At 73.4% G+C, this 18,708-nt stretch carries 1 protein-coding gene; it reads left to right on the top strand.

The window, feature by feature from the left end; all coding sequences use genetic code 11:
• Positions 1–361: 361 nt before the first annotated feature.
• Positions 362–18,708, top strand: an 18,347-nt coding sequence (locus tag AC067J_RS41865; protein ID WP_478308083.1) for a non-ribosomal peptide synthase/polyketide synthase, incomplete at its 3' end; no start/stop codon positions are given.

Raw genomic sequence — 18,708 nt, forward strand, 5'->3', positions numbered from 1 at the left:
GATCGCGCTGCCCGGGCCGGTTCCCGGGCGCGCGGGCCGAACATTGATCATCCGCCGGACGGTGGGTCATAGTGACTGCCGGGGAAGCTTCGGTGCCCCGTATCACCGAAGAAGGAAACAGGGGCATTCGATCGGGCCGGAATCCGAGTCGATGCGGTGCCGAGGGCAACCGGAATCGACCGACGGCCCGTACGCAACGGTTGTCAGAGGCCGGGCCGGGCGGAGGAATTCCGCGCGGTCCTCACAGCCGTGCCCACCGGCGCTGCCGGCAGCGCCGGTGGGCACGGCCGGGAGAGCGGCCGGAGTTCACCAGTCAGCCTCGGCCGACGTCGCGGCGAGGACGTACGCAGGAGGGGTCCTGATGGTTCCGTTGTCATATGCGCAGCGTCGGTTGTGGTTCATCCAGCAGGTGGAGGGGCCGAGCGCGCACTACAACATCCCCCTCGCGCTGCCGCTGTCCGGCGAGATCGACCAGGACGCCCTCGCCGCCGCCCTGCGCGACGTCCTCGAACGCCATGAGGTCCTGCGGACCACCTTCGCCGTCGCCGACGGCGAGCCGTACCAGCGCATCCACTCCGCCGAGGACCTCGACTGGGCCCTCCGGCGGGTCGACCTGTCCGGCGGCGACCCGGCCGCGGTGCGGGCCGAGCTCGATCGCGCGCTCGCCGGCGCGGCCGCGACCGCCTTCGACCTCTCCTCCGAACTCCCCATCCGCGCCTGGCTGTTCAGCACAGGGCCGACGGAGCACGTGCTGGCCGTGGTGGTGCACCACATCGCCGGCGACGGCTACTCGCTGCGCCCGCTGGCCCGCGACGTCTCCGCCGCCTACGCGGCCCGCCGCGCGGGCCGTGCGCCCGACTGGGAGCCGCTGGCCGTCCAGTACGCCGACTACACCCTCTGGCAGCGCGAACTGCTCGGCGACCCGGACGACCAGGCGAGTCTGATGAACCGTCAGCTCGCCTACTGGCGAACCGTGCTGAGCGGATCACCGGAGGAGCTGGAGCTCCCGTTCGACCACATCCGGCCCCCGGTGGCCTCCTACCGCGGCCACCGCACCCCGCTGGAGATCCCGGCCGAAGCCCACGCGCGGCTGGTGGAGCTGGCCCGCGCGGAGGGCGCGACCGTCTTCATGGCCCTGCAGGCCGCCCTCGCGGTGCTGCTGTCCAAACTCGGGGCGGGCAGCGACCTGCCGATCGGCACGGCGGTGGCCGGCCGCACCGACGTGGGCCTGCGCGACCTGGTGGGCTTCTTCATCAACAGCCTGGTGCTGCGCACCGACGTGTCCGGTGACCCGACCTTCACCGAGCTCCTGGCCCGCGTGCGCGAGACCGACCTGTCCGCCTTCGAACGGCAGGACGTCCCGTTCGAGAAGCTGGTCGAGGAACTCGCCCCGACCCGTACGCTCGCCCGCCACCCGCTGTTCCAGGTCATGCTCAGCGTGGAGAACCTCGCCCGCGCCGAGGCCTCCCTGGCCGGCGCGCAGGTCGCCGGCGGAACCGGCGCCGAGCCGTCCCCCGCCGAGGGACCGACGGGCACCGTCGCCAAGTTCGACCTCGAAGTCGTCGCCGAGGAGACCTTCGACGAGACCGGCGCCCCGGCCGGCCTGAGCGGCTCGGTCATCGTCAACGCCGACCTCTTCGAGGCCGGCTCCGCCGTCCGCTTCGCCGAGCGGCTGGCCCGCGTCGTCGAGCAGCTCACCCGCGCGCCCGAGGCCCCGATCGGCGCCGTCGACGTGCTCGCCGCGGACGAGCGCGAGCGGCTGCTGTCCGCGTGGAACGACACCGCGGCCGCGGTCGGAACGGGCCTGCTGCCCGAGCTGTTCGCCCGGCACGCCGAACTGACCCCGGACGCCGTCGCGGTGCTGCACGAAGGCACCGGCGTCAGCTACGCCGAGCTCGACGCGCGGGCCAACCGGCTCGCCCACCGGCTAGCCGGCCTCGGCGTGGGTGCCGAGACGGTGGTCGGCCTCTGCCTGCCGCGCGGCGTCGACATCGTCACCGCGATCCTCGCCGTCTGGAAGGCCGGCGGCGCCTACGTCCCGCTCGACCCCGAGCACCCCGTCGACCGCCTGGCCTACATCCTCGACGACAGCCGCGCCCGGGTGGTGCTCAGCACCCGGGACGCCGCCGACGGCGTCGCCGCCCGGCTCGACACCGACCGGGTGCTCTGGCTCGACGACCCGCAGGAGGCCGCGGCGCTCGCCGGCCTGCCCACCACCGCCCCGCACCGCCCGGTCGGCCCCGACGGCCTCGCCTACGTCATCTACACCTCCGGTTCGACCGGCCGGCCGAAGGGCGTGGCCACCGGCCACGGCGCCCTCGCCAACCTGGTGTCGGTGTTCGGCCCCCTGATGGAGGTCGGCCCGGGCGTCCCGGTCCTGCAGTTCGCCTCGTTCAACTTCGACGCCTCCGTCCTGGACGTCGCCGTCACCCTCGCCAACGGCGGCACCCTCGTGGTCGCCACCGCCGCCGAACGCTCCGAAGCCGCGCTGCTGCGCGCCCTGGTGGAGTCGGCCGGCGTCCGCTCCGCCAGTCTGGTGCCCTCGCTGCTCGCCGTCCTGGAACTGGAGGACCTCGCCGGGGTCGGCGCCATGGTCGTCGGCTCCGAAGGCATCGACCCCGCGCTCGCCCGCGCCTGGGCCCGTGACCGGCGGCTCGTCCACGCCTACGGGCCGACCGAGGCGGCCGTGATCACCGCAGTCGGGCGGATCGACCCGGACGGCACCGGGGCGGTGCCCTTCGGCGGCCCGGTCGCCAACACCCGGATGTACGTGCTGGACCGGCGCCTGCAGCCGGTCCCGCCCGGCGTCGCCGGTGAGCTCTACATCGGCGGCGCACAGCTGGCCCGCGGGTACGTCGGCCGCTCCGACCTCACCGCGGAGCGGTTCGTCGCCTCCCCGTACGCGCCCGGTGAGCGCTTCTACCGCACCGGCGACCTGGTGCGCTGGACCGAGGACGGCCGACTGGTCTTCGCCGGCCGCGCGGACGAGCAGGTCAAGATCCGCGGCTTCCGGATCGAGCCCGGCGAGGTCCAGACGGTGGTCGCCGCGCACCCCGGGGTTGCCCGGGCCGCCGTCGTCCCGCGCGAGGACACCCCCGGCGACGTGCGCCTGGTCGCCTACGTCGTCCCGGCGGAGGGCGCCCCCGGCCAGGCCGAACTCGGCTCCACCATCCGTGAGTTCGTCGGGTCGAGGCTGCCGCAGTACATGGTCCCGGCGGCGGTCGTCGTCCTGGACGCCCTGCCGCTGACCGTCAACGGAAAGCTCGACCGCAGGGCGCTGCCGGCCCCGGAGTTCGCGGTCGGCGGCGGCCGGCCCCCGGCGAACCGCCAGGAGCGGATCCTGTGCGAGGAGTTCGCCGAGGCGCTGGGCCTGGAACGGGTCGGCGTCGACGACGACTTCTTCGCCCTCGGCGGCCACTCGCTGCTCGCCGTCCGGCTGGTCGAGCGGCTGCGCGCCCGCGGCGTCCCGGTCTCCGTGCGCGCGCTGTTCGCGAGCCCGACCCCGGCCGGGCTCGCGCTGGCCGGGGGCACCGCCCAGGTCGCGGTCCCGGAGAACCTGATCCCGGCCGGCGCGACCGCGATCACGCCGGACATGCTGCCGCTGGTCGACGTCACCGCGGAGGAGATCGAGCGGATCGCGGCCACCGTCGAGGGCGGCGCCGCGAACATCGCGGACGTCTACCCGCTCGCCCCGCTCCAGGAAGGCCTGCTCTTCCACCACCTGCTCGCCGGCGCCGGCGATGACGCCTACGCCCTGCCCACCGTGCTGGAGCTCGACTCGCGCGAACTCCTGGACGGCTTCCTGGGCGCCCTGCAGCAGGTGGTCGACCGGCACGACGTCCTGCGCACCGGCATCGTCTGGGACGGGCTGCGCGAACCCGCCCAGGTGGTGTGGCGCCGGGCCGAGCTGCAGGTGGCCGAGGTCGCCCTCGACCCGCACGGGGACGACCCGATCGCCGAACTGGTGGCGCTCGGCAGCACGCCGATGGACCTCACCCGGGCCCCGCTGATCGGCCTGCACGTGGCGCACGCCCCGCAGCGCGGCGCCGACGGCCGGTGGCTGGTCCTGATCCGGATGCACCACATGGTCCAGGACCACACCGCCAAGGAGGTCCTGCTGGCGGAGGTGCACGCCTTCCTCACCGGGCGCGGCGCCGAACTCGCCGAGCCGCTCCCGTTCCGCAACTTCGTGGCCCAGGCGCGCGGCGCCGTCGACGAGGCCGAGCACGAGCGCTACTTCGGCGAGCTGCTCGGCGACGTCGACGAGCCGACCGCGCCGTTCGGCCTGGTCGACGCGCGCGGCGACGGCAGCGGCGTGGTCCGGGACGGGCTCACCCTGCCGCAGGACCTGACCGATCGGATCCGGGAGATCTCCCGGCGGATCGGCGTCAGCCCGGCGTCCGTCCTGCACGTCGCCTGGGCGCGCGTGCTGGCGGCCGTCTCGGGCCGGTCCGACGTGGTGTTCGGCACCGTCCTGTTCGGCCGGATGAACGCCGGCGCCGGCTCCGACCGCGTGCCCGGCCCGTTCATGAACACCCTGCCGGTCCGCCTGCGCACCGGAGAACTCGGGGCGCTGGAAGCCGTGTCGGCGATGCGCGGTCAGCTGGCCGAGCTGCTGGAGCACGAGCACGCCCCGCTGGCGGTCGCACAGCGCGCGAGCGGCGTGCCCGGCAACGTCCCGCTGTTCACCTCGTTCTTCAACTACCGCCACAGCCACGGCACCCGGGGCGCGCAGGCCGATCGGGCCGACGCGCCGGAGGGCGTGACCGGCGGCATCCGGATGGTCTTCGAGCACGACCGGACCAACTACCCGCTGTCCGTCGCGGTGACGGACGACGGAGACACGCTCGACGTGACGATCGACGCCATCGCCCCGATCGTCCCGCACGCGGTCGCCGAGCTGGTGCAGGTCGCCACCGCGGACCTGGCGGCGGCACTGGTACGGGCTCTCGACGGCGGGGCGGACGTGCCGCTGGGCTCGGTGGACGTGCTGGGCGACGCCGAGCGCCACCGGGTGCTCACCGAGTGGAACGACTCGTCGGCCGACCTCGGGCCGGGGCTGGTGCCGGAGCTCTTCGCGGCGCAGGCGGCCCGGACGCCGGACGCGGTGGCCGTGGTCGCCGACGGCGAGGAGGTGTCGTTCGCGGAGCTGGACGAGCGGGCCAACCGCCTTGCCCGGTACCTGGTGGGCCAGGGTGTCGGGGCCGAGTCGCTGGTCGGCGTCTGCCTGCCCCGGGGTGCCGAGGCGGTGGTCGCGATCCTCGCCGCCTGGAAGGCCGGGGCGGCGTTCCTGCCGATCGACCCGTCGTACCCCGTGGAGCGGATCTCGTTCATGCTCGCGGACAGCGGCGCCGTGCTGACGCTGACCGACGAGGAGGTCCTGGGGGACCTGCCGGCCGGCCGCGCGCGGATGGTCGCGGTGGACTCGGCCCTGATGGGCGTCCAACTCTCGATGCTGCCCGCGACCGCCCCCGAGACGTCGGTCTCGGGCGACGGCCTGGCGTACGTGATCTACACCTCGGGGTCGACGGGCCGCCCGAAGGGCGTGGCGGTCCCGCACGGCGCGCTGGCCAACTACGTCCTGTGGGCGGCCGGTTCGTACCGGACCGAGGGCGGCGCCCCGCTGCACTCCTCGCTCGCCTTCGACCTGACGGTGACCAGCGTGGTCGTGCCGCTGATCTCGGGCTCGCGGGTGGTGGCGAGCCGCGCGGGCGGCGCCGACGGCCTGGCGGAGCTGCTGCGCGGCGGCGGGAGCTTCGGTCTGGCGAAGGCGGTACCGGCACACCTGCCGCTGCTGTCCGAGATGCTGACCGACCGTCAGGCCGCGGAGGCGGCGGGAACGTGGGTGGTCGGCGGCGAGGCGCTGTCGGGTCCGGTGGTGCGGGCCTGGCTGGAGCGCGCGCCCGAGTCGGTGGTGGTGAACGAGTACGGGCCGACGGAGGCTACGGTCGGCTGCTCGGTGTTCGAGGTGCGGGCCGGGGACGAGGTCGGCGACTCGGTGCCGATCGGCCGCCCGACCGCGAACGTCCGCCTGTACGTGCTGGACGCCGCGCTGCGCCCGGTGCCGGTGGGCGTCGCCGGTGAGCTGTACATCGCGGGCGCGCAGCTGGCGCGCGGCTACGTCAAGCGCCCCGGCCTGACGGCGGAGCGGTTCGTGGCGAACCCGTTCGAGTCGGGTGCGCGGATGTACCGCTCGGGGGACGTCGCCCGTTGGCGCGCCGACGGCCAACTGGAGTACCTGGGCCGCGCCGACGAGCAGGTGAAGGTCCGCGGCTTCCGGATCGAGCCCGGCGAGGTCGAGGCCGCGATCTCCGGACACCCGCGGCTGGCCCGGGCGGCCGTGATCGCCCGCGAGGACGTGCCGGGCGACGTGCGCCTGGTGGCCTACGTCGTCGCCGACGACCCCGACGAGGACACGAGTGACCTCCCCCCGTCCGTACGGGAGTTCGCCGGGCGGCGGCTGCCGGAGCACATGGTGCCGTCGGCCGTCGTGGTGCTGGACGCGCTGCCGCTGACCGGGAACGGCAAGCTGGACCGCAAGGCCCTGCCCGCGCCCGAGCTGTCGGGCGGTGCCGGATCCGGGCGGGCGCCGGCGAACGAGCGCGAGCGGGTGCTCTGCGGGGCGTTCGCCGAGGTGCTGCGGGTCTCCGAGGTCGGCGTCGACGACGACTTCTTCGCCCTCGGCGGCCACTCCCTGCTCGCCGTCCGCCTGACCAGCCGGATCCGGACGCTCCTCGGCGTCGAGGTGGAGGTCCGCGACCTGTTCGAGGCCCCGACCGTCGGCGGCCTCGCCGCCCGGCTCGCGGGCGCCCAGGCCGCCCGGAAGCAGCTCACCCGCCGGGAGCGCCCGGAGCTGGTGCCGCTCTCCTTCGCCCAGCGGGGCCTCTGGTTCGTCAGCCGGCTGGAGGGCCGGAGCGCGTCGTACAACATCCCGGTGGCGCTGCGGCTGGCCGGCGCGGTCGACCGCGAGGCGCTGGACGCGGCACTGCGGGACGTGATCGGCCGGCACGAAGCGCTGCGGACGGTGTTCACGACCGTGGACGGCGAGCCCTACCAGCGGATCGTCGGGCTCGACGACCTGGCGTGGGAGCTGGAGGTCGTCGACGTCGCGTCGGCCGACCTGGAGGCCGCGGTCTCCGCAGAGTTCGACCACGCCTTCGACCTGGCGGAGGAACTGCCGTTCCGCGGCCGGCTGTTCCGCGGCGGAGCGGACGAGCACATCCTGGTCGTGGTGATGCACCACATCGCCGGCGACGGCTGGTCCAGGGCGCCGCTGGCGCGCGACCTGTCGACCGCTTACGCGGCGCGCAGCGCGGGCCGGGCGCCGGAGTGGGAGCCGCTGCCGGTCCAGTACGCGGACTACGCGCTGTGGCAGCGCGAGCTGCTGGGCGACGGGGACGACCCGGACAGCCTGCTGTCGCGCCAGGTGGAGTTCTGGCGCGCCGACCTCGCCGGCCTCCCCGAGGACCTGGCCCTCCCGGCCGACCACCCGCGCCCCGCGGTCTCCTCCCACCGGGGCCACGGCGTGTCGCTGGACGTCCCGGCGGAGGTGCACGCCCGGCTCGCCGAGATCGCTAGCGCCGAGGGCACGACCATGTTCATGGTCCTGCAGGCCGGTCTGGCCGTGCTGCTGAACCGCCTCGGTGCCGGCACCGACATCGCCGTCGGCGCGGTCAACGCCGGCCGTACCGACGAGGCGCTTGAGGACCTGGTCGGGTTCTTCATCAACACCCTGGTGCTGCGCACGGACCTGTCCGGCGATCCGGCGTTCACCGACGTCCTGGCGCGGGTGCGCGAGACCAGCCTGTCGGCCTTCGCCAACCAGGACGTGCCGTTCGAGAAGCTGGTCGAGGAGCTCGCCCCGTCCCGTTCGCTGTCGCGGCACCCGCTCTGCCAGGTCCTGCTGTCCGTGGAGAACACGGCGGAAGCCGAGGTGGACCTGTCCGGGATCGAGGCCGGCGAGCTGTCGGCGGGGACCACGGTGTCGCGGTGCGACCTGTGGGCCGGCATCCGGGAGACCTTCGACGCCTCGGGCGCGCCGGCGGGCCTGCGCGGCTCGCTGGTCGCCTCCGCCGACCTGTTCGAGCCGGAGACGGCGGAGCGCCTCGCGGCCTGGTTCGGACGGGTGCTGGCGGCGGTGGCCGAGGACCGCCGGGTGCGGCTCGGCGCGGTGGACGTGCTCGGCGACGAGGGCCGCCGCCGGGTGCTGGTGGAGTGGAACGACACCGTCCCGGAGACCGCGGCCGCGACGCTGCCCGAGCTGTTCGAGGCGCAGGTCGCCCGGACGCCGGACGCGGTGGCGGTGGCGGGCGACGGGGTCGAGCTGTCCTACGCGGAGCTGGACGCCCGGGCGAACCGCCTGGCCCGGCTGCTGGTCGGCCGCGGCGTCGGCCCGGAGTCCCTGGTCGGCGTGGTGATGGAGCGCGGGATCGAGCTGGTCGTCGCGCTGCTGGCGGTCGTGAAGGCCGGCGGTGCGTACGTGCCCGTCGATCCGGAGTACCCGGTGGAGCGGGTCGCGTTCATGCTGGCCGACGCCGCCCCGTCGGTCGTCGTCACCTCGGGGGACGCGGCCGAGGTGCTGCCGGCCTCGGTCCTGGTGCCGCAGGTCGTGCTGGACGAGCCGGCGGTCGCCCGGGAGCTCGCGCGGCTCGACGACGCGGTGCTGACGGACGGGGAGCGGGCGAGCGCCCTGTCCCCGGCACACCCGGCGTACGTGATCTACACCTCGGGCTCGACCGGCCGCCCCAAGGGCGTGCTGGTCGCCCACCGCGGCATCGGCACGCTGGCGGCCGCGCAGATCGAGCGGTTCGCGGTGGGCGCCGGTTCGCGGGTGCTCCAGCTCGCTTCGCTGAGCTTCGACGCGGCGGTCTCCGAGGTCTGCATGGCGCTGCTCTCGGGCGCCACGCTGGTGATGGCCGGCGCGGACCGGCTGCCGCCGAAGGGCCTGCTGAGCGACGTGGTGGCGGAGTTCGGCGTCACCCACGCGACCGTGCCGCCGTCGGTGCTGGCCACGGTGGATCGGCTGCCGCGAAGCCTGCGCACCCTCGTCGTGGCGGGGGAGGCCTCCGCGCCGGCGCTGGTCGAGCGCTGGGCGCCGGGGCGGCGGATGATCAACGCCTACGGGCCGACCGAGGTCACCGTCTGCGCGACCATGACCGAGCCGCTCGACCCGGACGGACGGGGCCCGGTGCCGATCGGCCGGCCGATCAACGGCGCGAAGGTCTTCGTGCTGGACCGGAACCTGCGGCCCGTGCCCGAGGGCGTGCCCGGTGAGCTCTACGTCATGGGCCCCGGCCTGGCGCGCGGCTACCACGGCCGGCCCGGGCTGACCGCGGAGCGGTTCGTGGCGTGCCCGTTCGGCGACGGGCGGATGTACCGGACCGGGGACCTCGGCACCTGGACCGCCGAGGGGGAGCTGCTCTTCCTCGGCCGTGCGGACGACCAGGTGAAGGTCCGCGGCTTCCGGATCGAGCCGGGCGAGGTCGAGACCGTCGTCGCCGGCCACGACCAGGTCGGTCAGAGCGCCGTCGTCGTGCGGGAGGACCGCCCCGGCGACCGTCGCCTGGTCGCCTACGTCGTCCCCGAGGACGGCGCCGCCGCCGACGTCGCCGGCCTTCCGGAGGCGGTGCGCAGGCTCGTGGCGGCCTCGCTGCCGGAGTACATGGTGCCGTCGGCGGTCGTCGTCCTGGACGCGCTGCCGTTGAGCGTGAACGGCAAGCTGGACCGCAGGGCCCTGCCGGCCCCCGACTACACGGGCGGCGCGGGCCGTGGTCCGGCGACGCTGCAGGAGGAGTTGCTCTGCGCGGCGTTCGAGGAGGTGCTGGGTGTTGAGGGTGTCGGTGTGGACGATGACTTCTTCGATCTGGGTGGCCATTCCCTGTTGGCGGTGAGCCTGGTGAGCCGGGTGCGCGCGGTGCTGGGTGTGGAGGTGCCGGTGCCGGTGCTGTTCGACGTGCCGACGGTGGCGGGGTTGGCCGCGTGGATCGCGGGTGCGGGCGCGGGTGCGGGTGAGGCCCGGGCGGCGTTGACGGCGGGGGTGCGGCCGGAGCGGGTGCCGTTGTCGTTCGCGCAGCGGCGGTTGTGGTTCATCAACCAGTTGGAGGGGCCGAGCGCGACGTACAACGTGCCGGCGGTGATCCGGCTGTCCGACGAGGTGGACCACGGGGCGCTGGGTGCGGCGTTCCTGGACGTGCTCGGGCGGCACGAGGTGCTGCGCACCGTGTTCCCGGTCGTGGACGGTGAGCCGTACCAGCGGATCCTTGCTCCGGAGGAGTTGGAGTGGTCCCTGTCGGTGTCGCGGGTGGCGCCGGAGGAGCTGGGTGCGGCGGTGGAGGAGGCCCTGGGGTACTCCTTCGACCTGTCGCGCGAGGTGCCGTTCCGGGCCTGGCTGTTCGAGGCCGGCGCGGGGATGCGGGCGCTGGTGGTGGTGATGCACCACGTGGCGAGCGACGGTTGGTCGCGGGGTCCGTTGGCGCGTGACCTGTCGGTGGCGTACGCGGCGCGTGCGGCGGGTCGGGCGCCGGAGTGGGCGCCGCTGCCGGTGCAGTACGCCGACTACACCCTGTGGCAGCGTCGGGTGCTGGGTGAGGAGACCGACCCCGGGAGCACGCTGTCGCGCCAGTTGGAGTACTGGCGTGAGGCGTTGGCGGGTGCTCCGGAGGAGCTGGAGCTTCCGTTCGACCGGCCGCGTCCGGCGGTGGGTTCGCACCGTGGGTTCCAGGTGCCGGTGGAGGTTCCGGCGGCGGTGCACGCGCGCCTGGTGGAGGTGGCGCGGGCGGAGGGTGTGACGCCGTTCATGGTGCTGCAGGCCTCGTTGGCGGTGCTGTTGTCGAAGCTGGGTGCGGGGACGGACATTCCGATCGGTTCGGCGAACGCGGGTCGTACGGACGAGGCGCTGGACGATCTGGTCGGGTTCTTCATCAACACGCTGGTGGTGCGGGCGGACCTGTCGGGTCGTCCGACCTTCCGTGAGGTGCTGGGCCGGGTGCGGGAGCGGACGCTGTCGGCGCTGGCGCACCAGGACGTGCCGTTCGAGCGGCTCGTCGAAGAGCTGGCGCCTGCCCGCTCGATGGCCCGCCACCCGCTCTTCCAGGTGGTTCTGACGACCGAGAACACCATCGAAGCCGTGCTCGACCTGCCGGGCCTCCAGGCCGGCGGCCAGGCCGGCGAGGAGCCCGCCGAGCAGGGCTCCGCCACGACGGCTCACGAGTCGGCGGCCAAGTTCGACCTCGATGTCATCGTCACCGAGGTGTTCGGTGCGGACGGTCGTCCGGCGGGTGTGCGTGGCACGGTGACGGTGTCGGCGGATCTGTTCGAGCCGGTGTGGGCGGGGCGGATCGCGGCGGCGTGGGTGCGGGTGCTGGACGTGGTGACGGCTGATCCGGGTGTGCCGGTGGCGCTGGTGGACGTGGTCGAGGCCGGTGAGCGCGAGCGGGTGCTGACGGGGTGGAACGCCACGGACGAGGCGGTCGCGGCGTCCTCGGTGGCCGGGCTGTTCGAGGCGCAGGTGGCGCGGACGCCGGACGCGGTCGCGCTGGTCTCCGAGGGCGGGAGTGTGTCGTTCGCGGAGCTTGACGCGCGGGCGAACCGCCTGGCGCACTACCTGGTCGCTCAGGGCGTGGGTGCGGAGTCGGTGGTGGGGCTGGCGCTGCCGCGTGGTGTGGAGATGATCGCGGGGATTCTGGCGGTCTGGAAGGCGGGCGCGGGTTACCTGCCGCTGGATGCCGCGCAGCCTGCGGATCGTGTGGCGTTCACGATGAAGGACAGCCGGGTGGCGTTGGTCGTCACGACGGAGGAGATCCTCGGGGAGCTTCCTTCGGTGGGGGTTCGTCTGGTGGCGGTGGACGGGACGTTCACGCGGATGCAGTTGGACGCGCTTCCCGTGACGGCTCCGGGGGTTGTGACACGGCCTGAGGGTCTGGCGTATGTGATCTACACGTCGGGTTCGACGGGTCGGCCGAAGGGTGTGGCGGTCACGCACGGGGCGTTGGCGAACTATGTGTCGTCGGTGCCGGGTCGGGTCGGGTTCGATGTGCCGGGTGGGCGGTATGCGTTGTTGCAGGCGCAGGCGACCGATCTGGGGAACACGGTGGTGTTCGCGAGTCTGACGTCGGGTGGTGAGCTGCATGTCCTGGCGGAGGAGGCGGTCACCGATCCTGGGAGGGTTTCGGCGTATCTGGCCGAGTACGGGATCGATTTCCTGAAGGCGGTGCCTTCGCATCTGGCGGCGCTTGCCACGGGTGCCGGGGTGGGTGGTGTGCTGCCGGCGCGTTCGCTGGTGCTGGGTGGTGAGGCGGCGGCGCCGGAGTTGGTGCGTGAGTTGGTGGGACACGCCGGTGGTGGTGCGGTGTTCAACCACTACGGGCCGACGGAGACGACGATCGGTGTGGCGACGACGCGTCTGGGTGTGGAGGATGCCGCGGGTGGTGTTCTGGTGCCGGTGGGTTCGCCGGTGGCCAACACGCGGTTCTATGTGTTGGACGATGCGTTGCGTCCGGTGCCGGTGGGTGTGGCGGGTGAGTTGTATGTGGCGGGTGCGCAGTTGGCGCGCGGCTACGTCAAGCGCCCCGGCCTGACGGCGGAGCGGTTCGTGGCGAATCCGTTCGAGGCTGGTGTGCGGATGTATCGCACGGGTGACCGGGTGCGGTGGGCGGCGGACGGTCGGGTGGTGTTCCTGGGTCGTGCGGACGAGCAGGTGAAGGTCCGTGGTTTCCGGGTGGAGTTGGGTGAGGTGCAGGCCGGTGTGGTCGCTCATCCGCTGGTGGGGCAGGCGGCGGTGGTGGCCCGTCGGGACGCGCACGGTGACACCCGGTTGGTGGCGTATGTGGTGGCGGATGATCCGGACGAGGACGCCGGTGGGATCCCGGCGGCGGTGCGGGAGTTCACGGCTCGTCGGCTGCCGGAGCACATGGTTCCGGCCGCGGTGGTGGTGCTGGACGCGCTGCCGTTGACCGGGAACGGGAAGCTGGACCGCAAGGCCCTGCCCGCTCCCGCCTACGGCAGCACCGCCACGGGTGCCGGGCGGCGTGCGGGGAACCTGCGGGAGGAGCTGCTCTGCCTGGCCTTCGCCGACGTCCTCGGGCTGGAATCCGTGGGCGTGGACGACGACTTCTTCGAACTCGGCGGCCACTCGCTCCTCGCGGTGCGCCTGGTCAGCCGGATCCGGGCCGTCCTCGGTGTCGAGACCGACATCCGGACCCTGTTCGAGGCCCCGACCGTCGCAGCCCTCGCGGAGACCCTCTCGGACGCCGGAGCGGCGCGAACTCCCCTCGCGCCGAAGGACCGTCCCGAGCACCTCCCGCTCTCCTACGGCCAGCAGCGGCTCTGGTTCATCAACCGGTTGGAGGAATCGGGCGCCTCGTACAACATCCCCGTGGTGCTCCGGCTCTCGGTCGACACCGACCGGCGGTCGCTCGACGCCGCGTTCCGCGACGTGATCGGGCGGCACGAGTCGCTGCGCACCGTGTTCCCGGCCGTGGACGGCGAGCCCTACCAGCGGATCCTCGACCCGGAGGAGCTGGACTGGGAGATCGGGATCATCCCGGTGGCGCCGGCGGACCTGGAGTCCGAGGTGGAGCGGGCGGCCGAGTACGCCTTCGACCTCACCCTCGAAATCCCGATCCGGGTCCGGCTGTTCGAGCCCGAGGACGGGACCGATCCGGTGCTCGTGGTGGTCCTGCACCACGTCGCCAGCGACGGTTGGTCGACGGCTCCGCTGGCGCGCGACCTGTCGACCGCCTACGCGGCGCGCACCGCCGGCCGGGCACCCGAGTGGGAGCCGCTGCCGGTCCAGTACGCGGACTACGCGCTCTGGCAGCGCGAGCTGCTCGGCGACCCGGCCGACCCGGACAGCCTGGGGGCGCGGCAGATCGCGCACTGGAAGGACGCCCTGTCGGGGATCCCCGAGGAGCTCACGCTCCCGGCCGACCACCCCCGCCCCGCCGTCTCCTCGCACCGGGGACACGCCGCCTCGCTGCGGGTCCCGGCGGATGTCCACGCCCGGTTGGCGGACGTGGCGCGAGCCGAGGGCGCGACGATGTTCATGGTCGTGCAGGCGGCGCTGGCCGTGCTGCTCAACCGCCACGGCGCCGGTACGGACATCCCGATCGGTGCGGTCAATGCCGGTCGGACGGACGAGGCGCTGGACGATCTGGTCGGCTTCTTCGTCAACACGCTGGTGGTGCGCACGGACCTGACCGGTGACCCGACGTTCGCCGACGTCGTCGCCCGGGTCCGGGAGGCGGGGCTCTCCGCCTTCGCGCACCAGGACGTGCCGTTCGAGAAGCTGGTCGAGGAGCTGGCGCCGGCCCGCTCGATGGCCCGCCACCCGCTCTTCCAGGTGTCACTGACGCTGCAGAACAACGAGGAGGCGAGCCTGGACCTCGGCGGCGCGCACTCCCGGGGCGCGGTGCCCTCGGCCGGTGCGGTGTCGAAGTTCGACCTTGAGGTCGGCGTCGGCGAGGCCTTCGACGCCGACGGTGCTCCGGCGGGGCTGCACGGCGGTGTCGTCGGTTCGGCGGACCTCTTCGAGGCGGGGACGGTCGAGCGGCTGGCGGAGCGGCTCGCGCGGGTCCTGGCCGAGGTCGCCGCCGATCCGCAGGTGCCGCTGAGCACGATCGAGGTGCTGGATGCCGCGGAGCGTCGTCGGGTGCTGGTGGAGTGGAACGACACTGCGGTCGGGGTCGAGCTGTCGACGTTGCCGGGGTTGTTCGCGGCGCAGGTGGCGCGGACGCCGGATGCGGTGGCGGTGGTGTTCGAGGGCACCGAGCTGTCGTATGCCGAGTTGGATGCCCGGGCGAACCGTCTGGCCCGCTTGTTGGTGGGTCGTGGTGTGGGTGCGGAGTCGGTGGTCGCGGTGGCGTTGGAGCGCGGTGTCGACTTGGTGGTGGCGCTGCTGGGTGTGGTGAAGGCGGGTGGTGCGTATCTGCCGGTGGATCCGTCGTACCCGGCGGAGCGGATCGCGGTGGTGCTGGAGGACGCGGCTCCGGCGGTGGTGCTGACGGCGCGGGCGTTCGCGGAGCTGCTTCCTTCGGACATCGCTGTGGTGGTGCTGGACGAGCCTGCGGTCGTCGCGGAGTTGGCGGGTCTGTCGGGCTCGGTGCCCGGGGTTGACCTGCTGCCGGCGCATCCGGCGTATGTGATCTTCACGTCGGGTTCGACGGGGCGCCCGAAGGGTGTGGTGGTGTCGCACGAGGGCATCGTGAACCGTCTGGGCTGGATGCAGTCGCGGTTCGAACTCACGTCCGCTGATCGGGTGTTGCAGAAGACGCCGTTCGGTTTCGATGTGTCGGTGTGGGAGTTCTTCTGGCCGTTGTCGGTGGGTGCTGCTCTGGTGGTGGCGCGTCCGGAGGGTCACAGGGAGCCGGAGTACCTGGCGGAGTTGATCGCGGACCAGAGGGTGACGACGGCGCACTTCGTGCCGTCGATGCTGGAGGTGTTCCTGGCGGAGCCGGCGGCCGCGGGTTGTGGTGGGGTGTTGCGGCGGGTGGTGTGCTCGGGTGAGGCGCTGCCGCTCCGTACCCAGCAGCGGTTCTTCGAGGTGTTCGACGGTGTGGGGCTGCACAACCTGTACGGTCCGACGGAGGCGTCGGTCGACGTCACGGCGTGGGAGTGCGCGCCGGGGCAGCTGTCGGGCGTGGTGCCGATCGGCGGGCCGGTGGCCAACACCCGCCTGTACGTGCTGGATTCGTCGTTGCGGCCGGTGCCGGTCGGCGTCGCCGGTGAGCTCTACCTCGCGGGCGTCCAGCTGGCCCGCGGTTACGCCCACCGTTCCGGGCTCACGGCGGAGCGGTTCGTCGCGAACCCGTTCGAGCCGGGTGCGCGGATGTACCGCACGGGCGATCTCGCGAAGTGGACCGGGGACGGGCAGTTGGAGTTCCTGGGCCGTGCGGACGAGCAGGTGAAGATCCGTGGCTTCCGGATCGAGCCGGGTGAGGTGCAGTCCGTGGTGGCCGCGCATCCGCAGGTGGCGCAGGCGGCCGTCGTGGCCCGCGAGGACGGCGCGGGTGACATCCGTCTGGTCGCCTACGTCGTCACCGACGGCGAGGGCGCTGAACTGTCGCAGTCCGTCCGGGAGTTCGCGGCACTCAGTCTGCCGGAGTACATGGTGCCGTCGGCGGTCGTCGTCCTCGACGCGCTGCCGCTGAGCGTGAACGGCAAGCTGGACCGCAAGGCCCTGCCCGCCCCCGAGTACACCTCGGGTTCCGGCCGCGCCCCGGCGAACGCCCGCGAGGAACTCGTCTGCGCCGCCTTCGCCGAGGTCCTCGGCCTCGAAGGCGTCGGCGTGGAGGACGACTTCTTCGCCCTCGGCGGTCACTCCCTGCTCGCCGTCCGCCTGATCAGCCGGATCCGGGCGGTGCTCGGGATCGAGGTGCCGCTGCGCACCCTGTTCGAGGCGCCGACGGCGGCCGCGCTGGCGGCCCGTCTGGCCGGTTCGGCCGGTGCCCGCCTCGCCCTGCGGGCCGGCGAGCGGCCGGAGCGCCTTCCGCTCTCCTCCGCCCAGCAGCGGCTCTGGTTCATCGACCAGCTGGAGGGCCCCGGCTCGACCTACAACATCGCCTTCCGGGTGGTCCTCCCGGCCGATGCGGACACCGGGGCACTGAGCTCGGCACTGCGCGACGTCATCGGACGCCACGAGGTGCTGCGTACCGTCTACGTGGCCGGCGAGACCGAGCCGTACCAGCGGATCGCCGATGCGGCCGAGCTGGCCTGGGACCTGCACTCCGTGGCGGTCGCGCCGGACGCGTTGGAGGAGGCGCTGGTCGAGGCCGCGGGATACGCCTTCGACCTGTCCCGTGAAGTGCCGTTCCGCGCCACGCTGTTCGAGGCCGGGGCGGAGGAGAGGGTTCTGCTGATCCTGCTCCACCACATCGCCGCCGACGGCTGGTCCCAGGCCCCGCTCAGCCGGGACATCATGACCGCGTACGAGGCCCGGTCGGCGGGTCGGGCGCCGGAGTGGGCACCGCTGCCGGTCCAGTACGCCGACTACACGCTCTGGCAGCGCGAACTGCTGGGCGACGAGAGCGATCCGGAGAGCCTGGTCTCGCGCCAGATCGAGTACTGGCGCGGAGCGCTGGCCGATGTGCCGGAGGAGCTGGCGCTCCCCGTGGACCGGCCGCGACCCGCGGTCGCCTCGCACCGGGGCCTCCGCCTGCCGCTGGAGGTGCCGGCGGAGGTGCACGGTCGCCTCGCCGAGGTGGCGCGGGCGGAGGGTGTGACGCCGTTCATGGTGTTGCAGGCCTCGCTGGCGGTGCTGTTGTCGAAGCTGGGTGCGGGGACGGACATTCCGATCGGTTCGGCGAACGCGGGTCGTACGGACGAGGCGCTGGACGATCTGGTCGGGTTCTTCATCAACACCCTGGTGGTGCGGACGGACCTTTCGGGTCGCCCGACCTTCCGTGAGCTGCTCGGTCGGGTGCGCGAGGCGACGCTGTCCGCGCTGGCGCACCAGGACGTGCCGTTCGAGAAGCTCGTCGAGGAGCTCGCCCCTGCCCGCTCCCGTGCTCGGCACCCGCTGTTCCAGGTCCAGCTGGACCTGCAGAACAACGCCGCTGACCGGGTGACGGTGGCCGACGGGCCGGCCGGTGGGCCGGGCGCGGCCGAGCTCGGGACCGCGGCGGCCAAGTTCGATCTGGAGGTGCGGCTCACCGAGGCGTTCGACGCGGCGGGTGCGCCGGGCGGGCTGCGCGGCGTGGTGGTCGCGGCAGCCGACCTGTTCGACGCGGGATCGGTCGAACGGATCGCGTCCGCCCTGCTGCGGGTGCTGGACGCGGTGACGCGCGACCCGGGTGCGGAGGTGGACTCGCTGGAGGTGCTGTCGGCGCGGGAGCGCGCGCAGGTGCTGACCGAGTGGAACTCCACGGTGGTGGAGCAGGGTTCGGCTCTGGTGCCGGAGCTGTTCGAGGCGCAGGTGGTGCGGACGCCGGACGCGGTCGCGGTGGTTTCCGACGGCGAGGAGGTGTCGTTCGCGGAGCTGGACGTGCGGGCGAACCGCCTGGCGCGGTACCTGGTGGGCCAGGGTGTCGGTGCGGAGTCGGTGGTGGGTGTGTGCCTGCCGCGCGGCGTCGAGGCTGTGACGGCGATCCTGGCGGCGTGGAAGGCGGGGGCGGCGTTCCTGCCGATCGACCCGTCGTACCCCGTGGAGCGGATCTCGTTCATGCTCGCGGACAGCGGCGCGGTGCTGACGCTGACCGACGAGGACGTGCTGGGGGACCTGCCGGCCGGCCGGGCGCGGATGGTCGCGGTGGACTCCGCTCTGATGGGCGTCCAGCTGTCGATGCTGCCCGCGACCGCGCCCGAGGCGCCGCTGTCGGCCGACGGCCTGGCGTATGTGATCTACACGTCGGGTTCGACGGGTCGGCCGAAGGGTGTGGCGGTTCCGCACGGAGGGTTGGCGAACTACGCGCGCTGGGCGGCGGGTTCGTACCGGACGGAGGGTGGCGCGCCGCTGCACTCCTCGCTGGCGTTCGACCTGACGGTGACGAGTGTGGTGGTGCCGCTGATTTCGGGTGCGCCGGTGGTGGTGAGCCGCGCAGGCGGTGGGGAGGGTCTGGCGGAGCTGGTGCGCTCCGTGGACGGCGGGTTCGGTCTGGTGAAGGCTGTTCCGGCGCATCTTCCGCTGCTGTCCGAGTTGTTGTCGGGCGGGGAGTTGAAGGGTGCGGCCGGCACGTGGGTGGTCGGTGGCGAGGCGTTGCCGGCGGGTGTGGTGCG

This window comes from Kitasatospora sp. NPDC042419 (assembly GCF_056437345.1).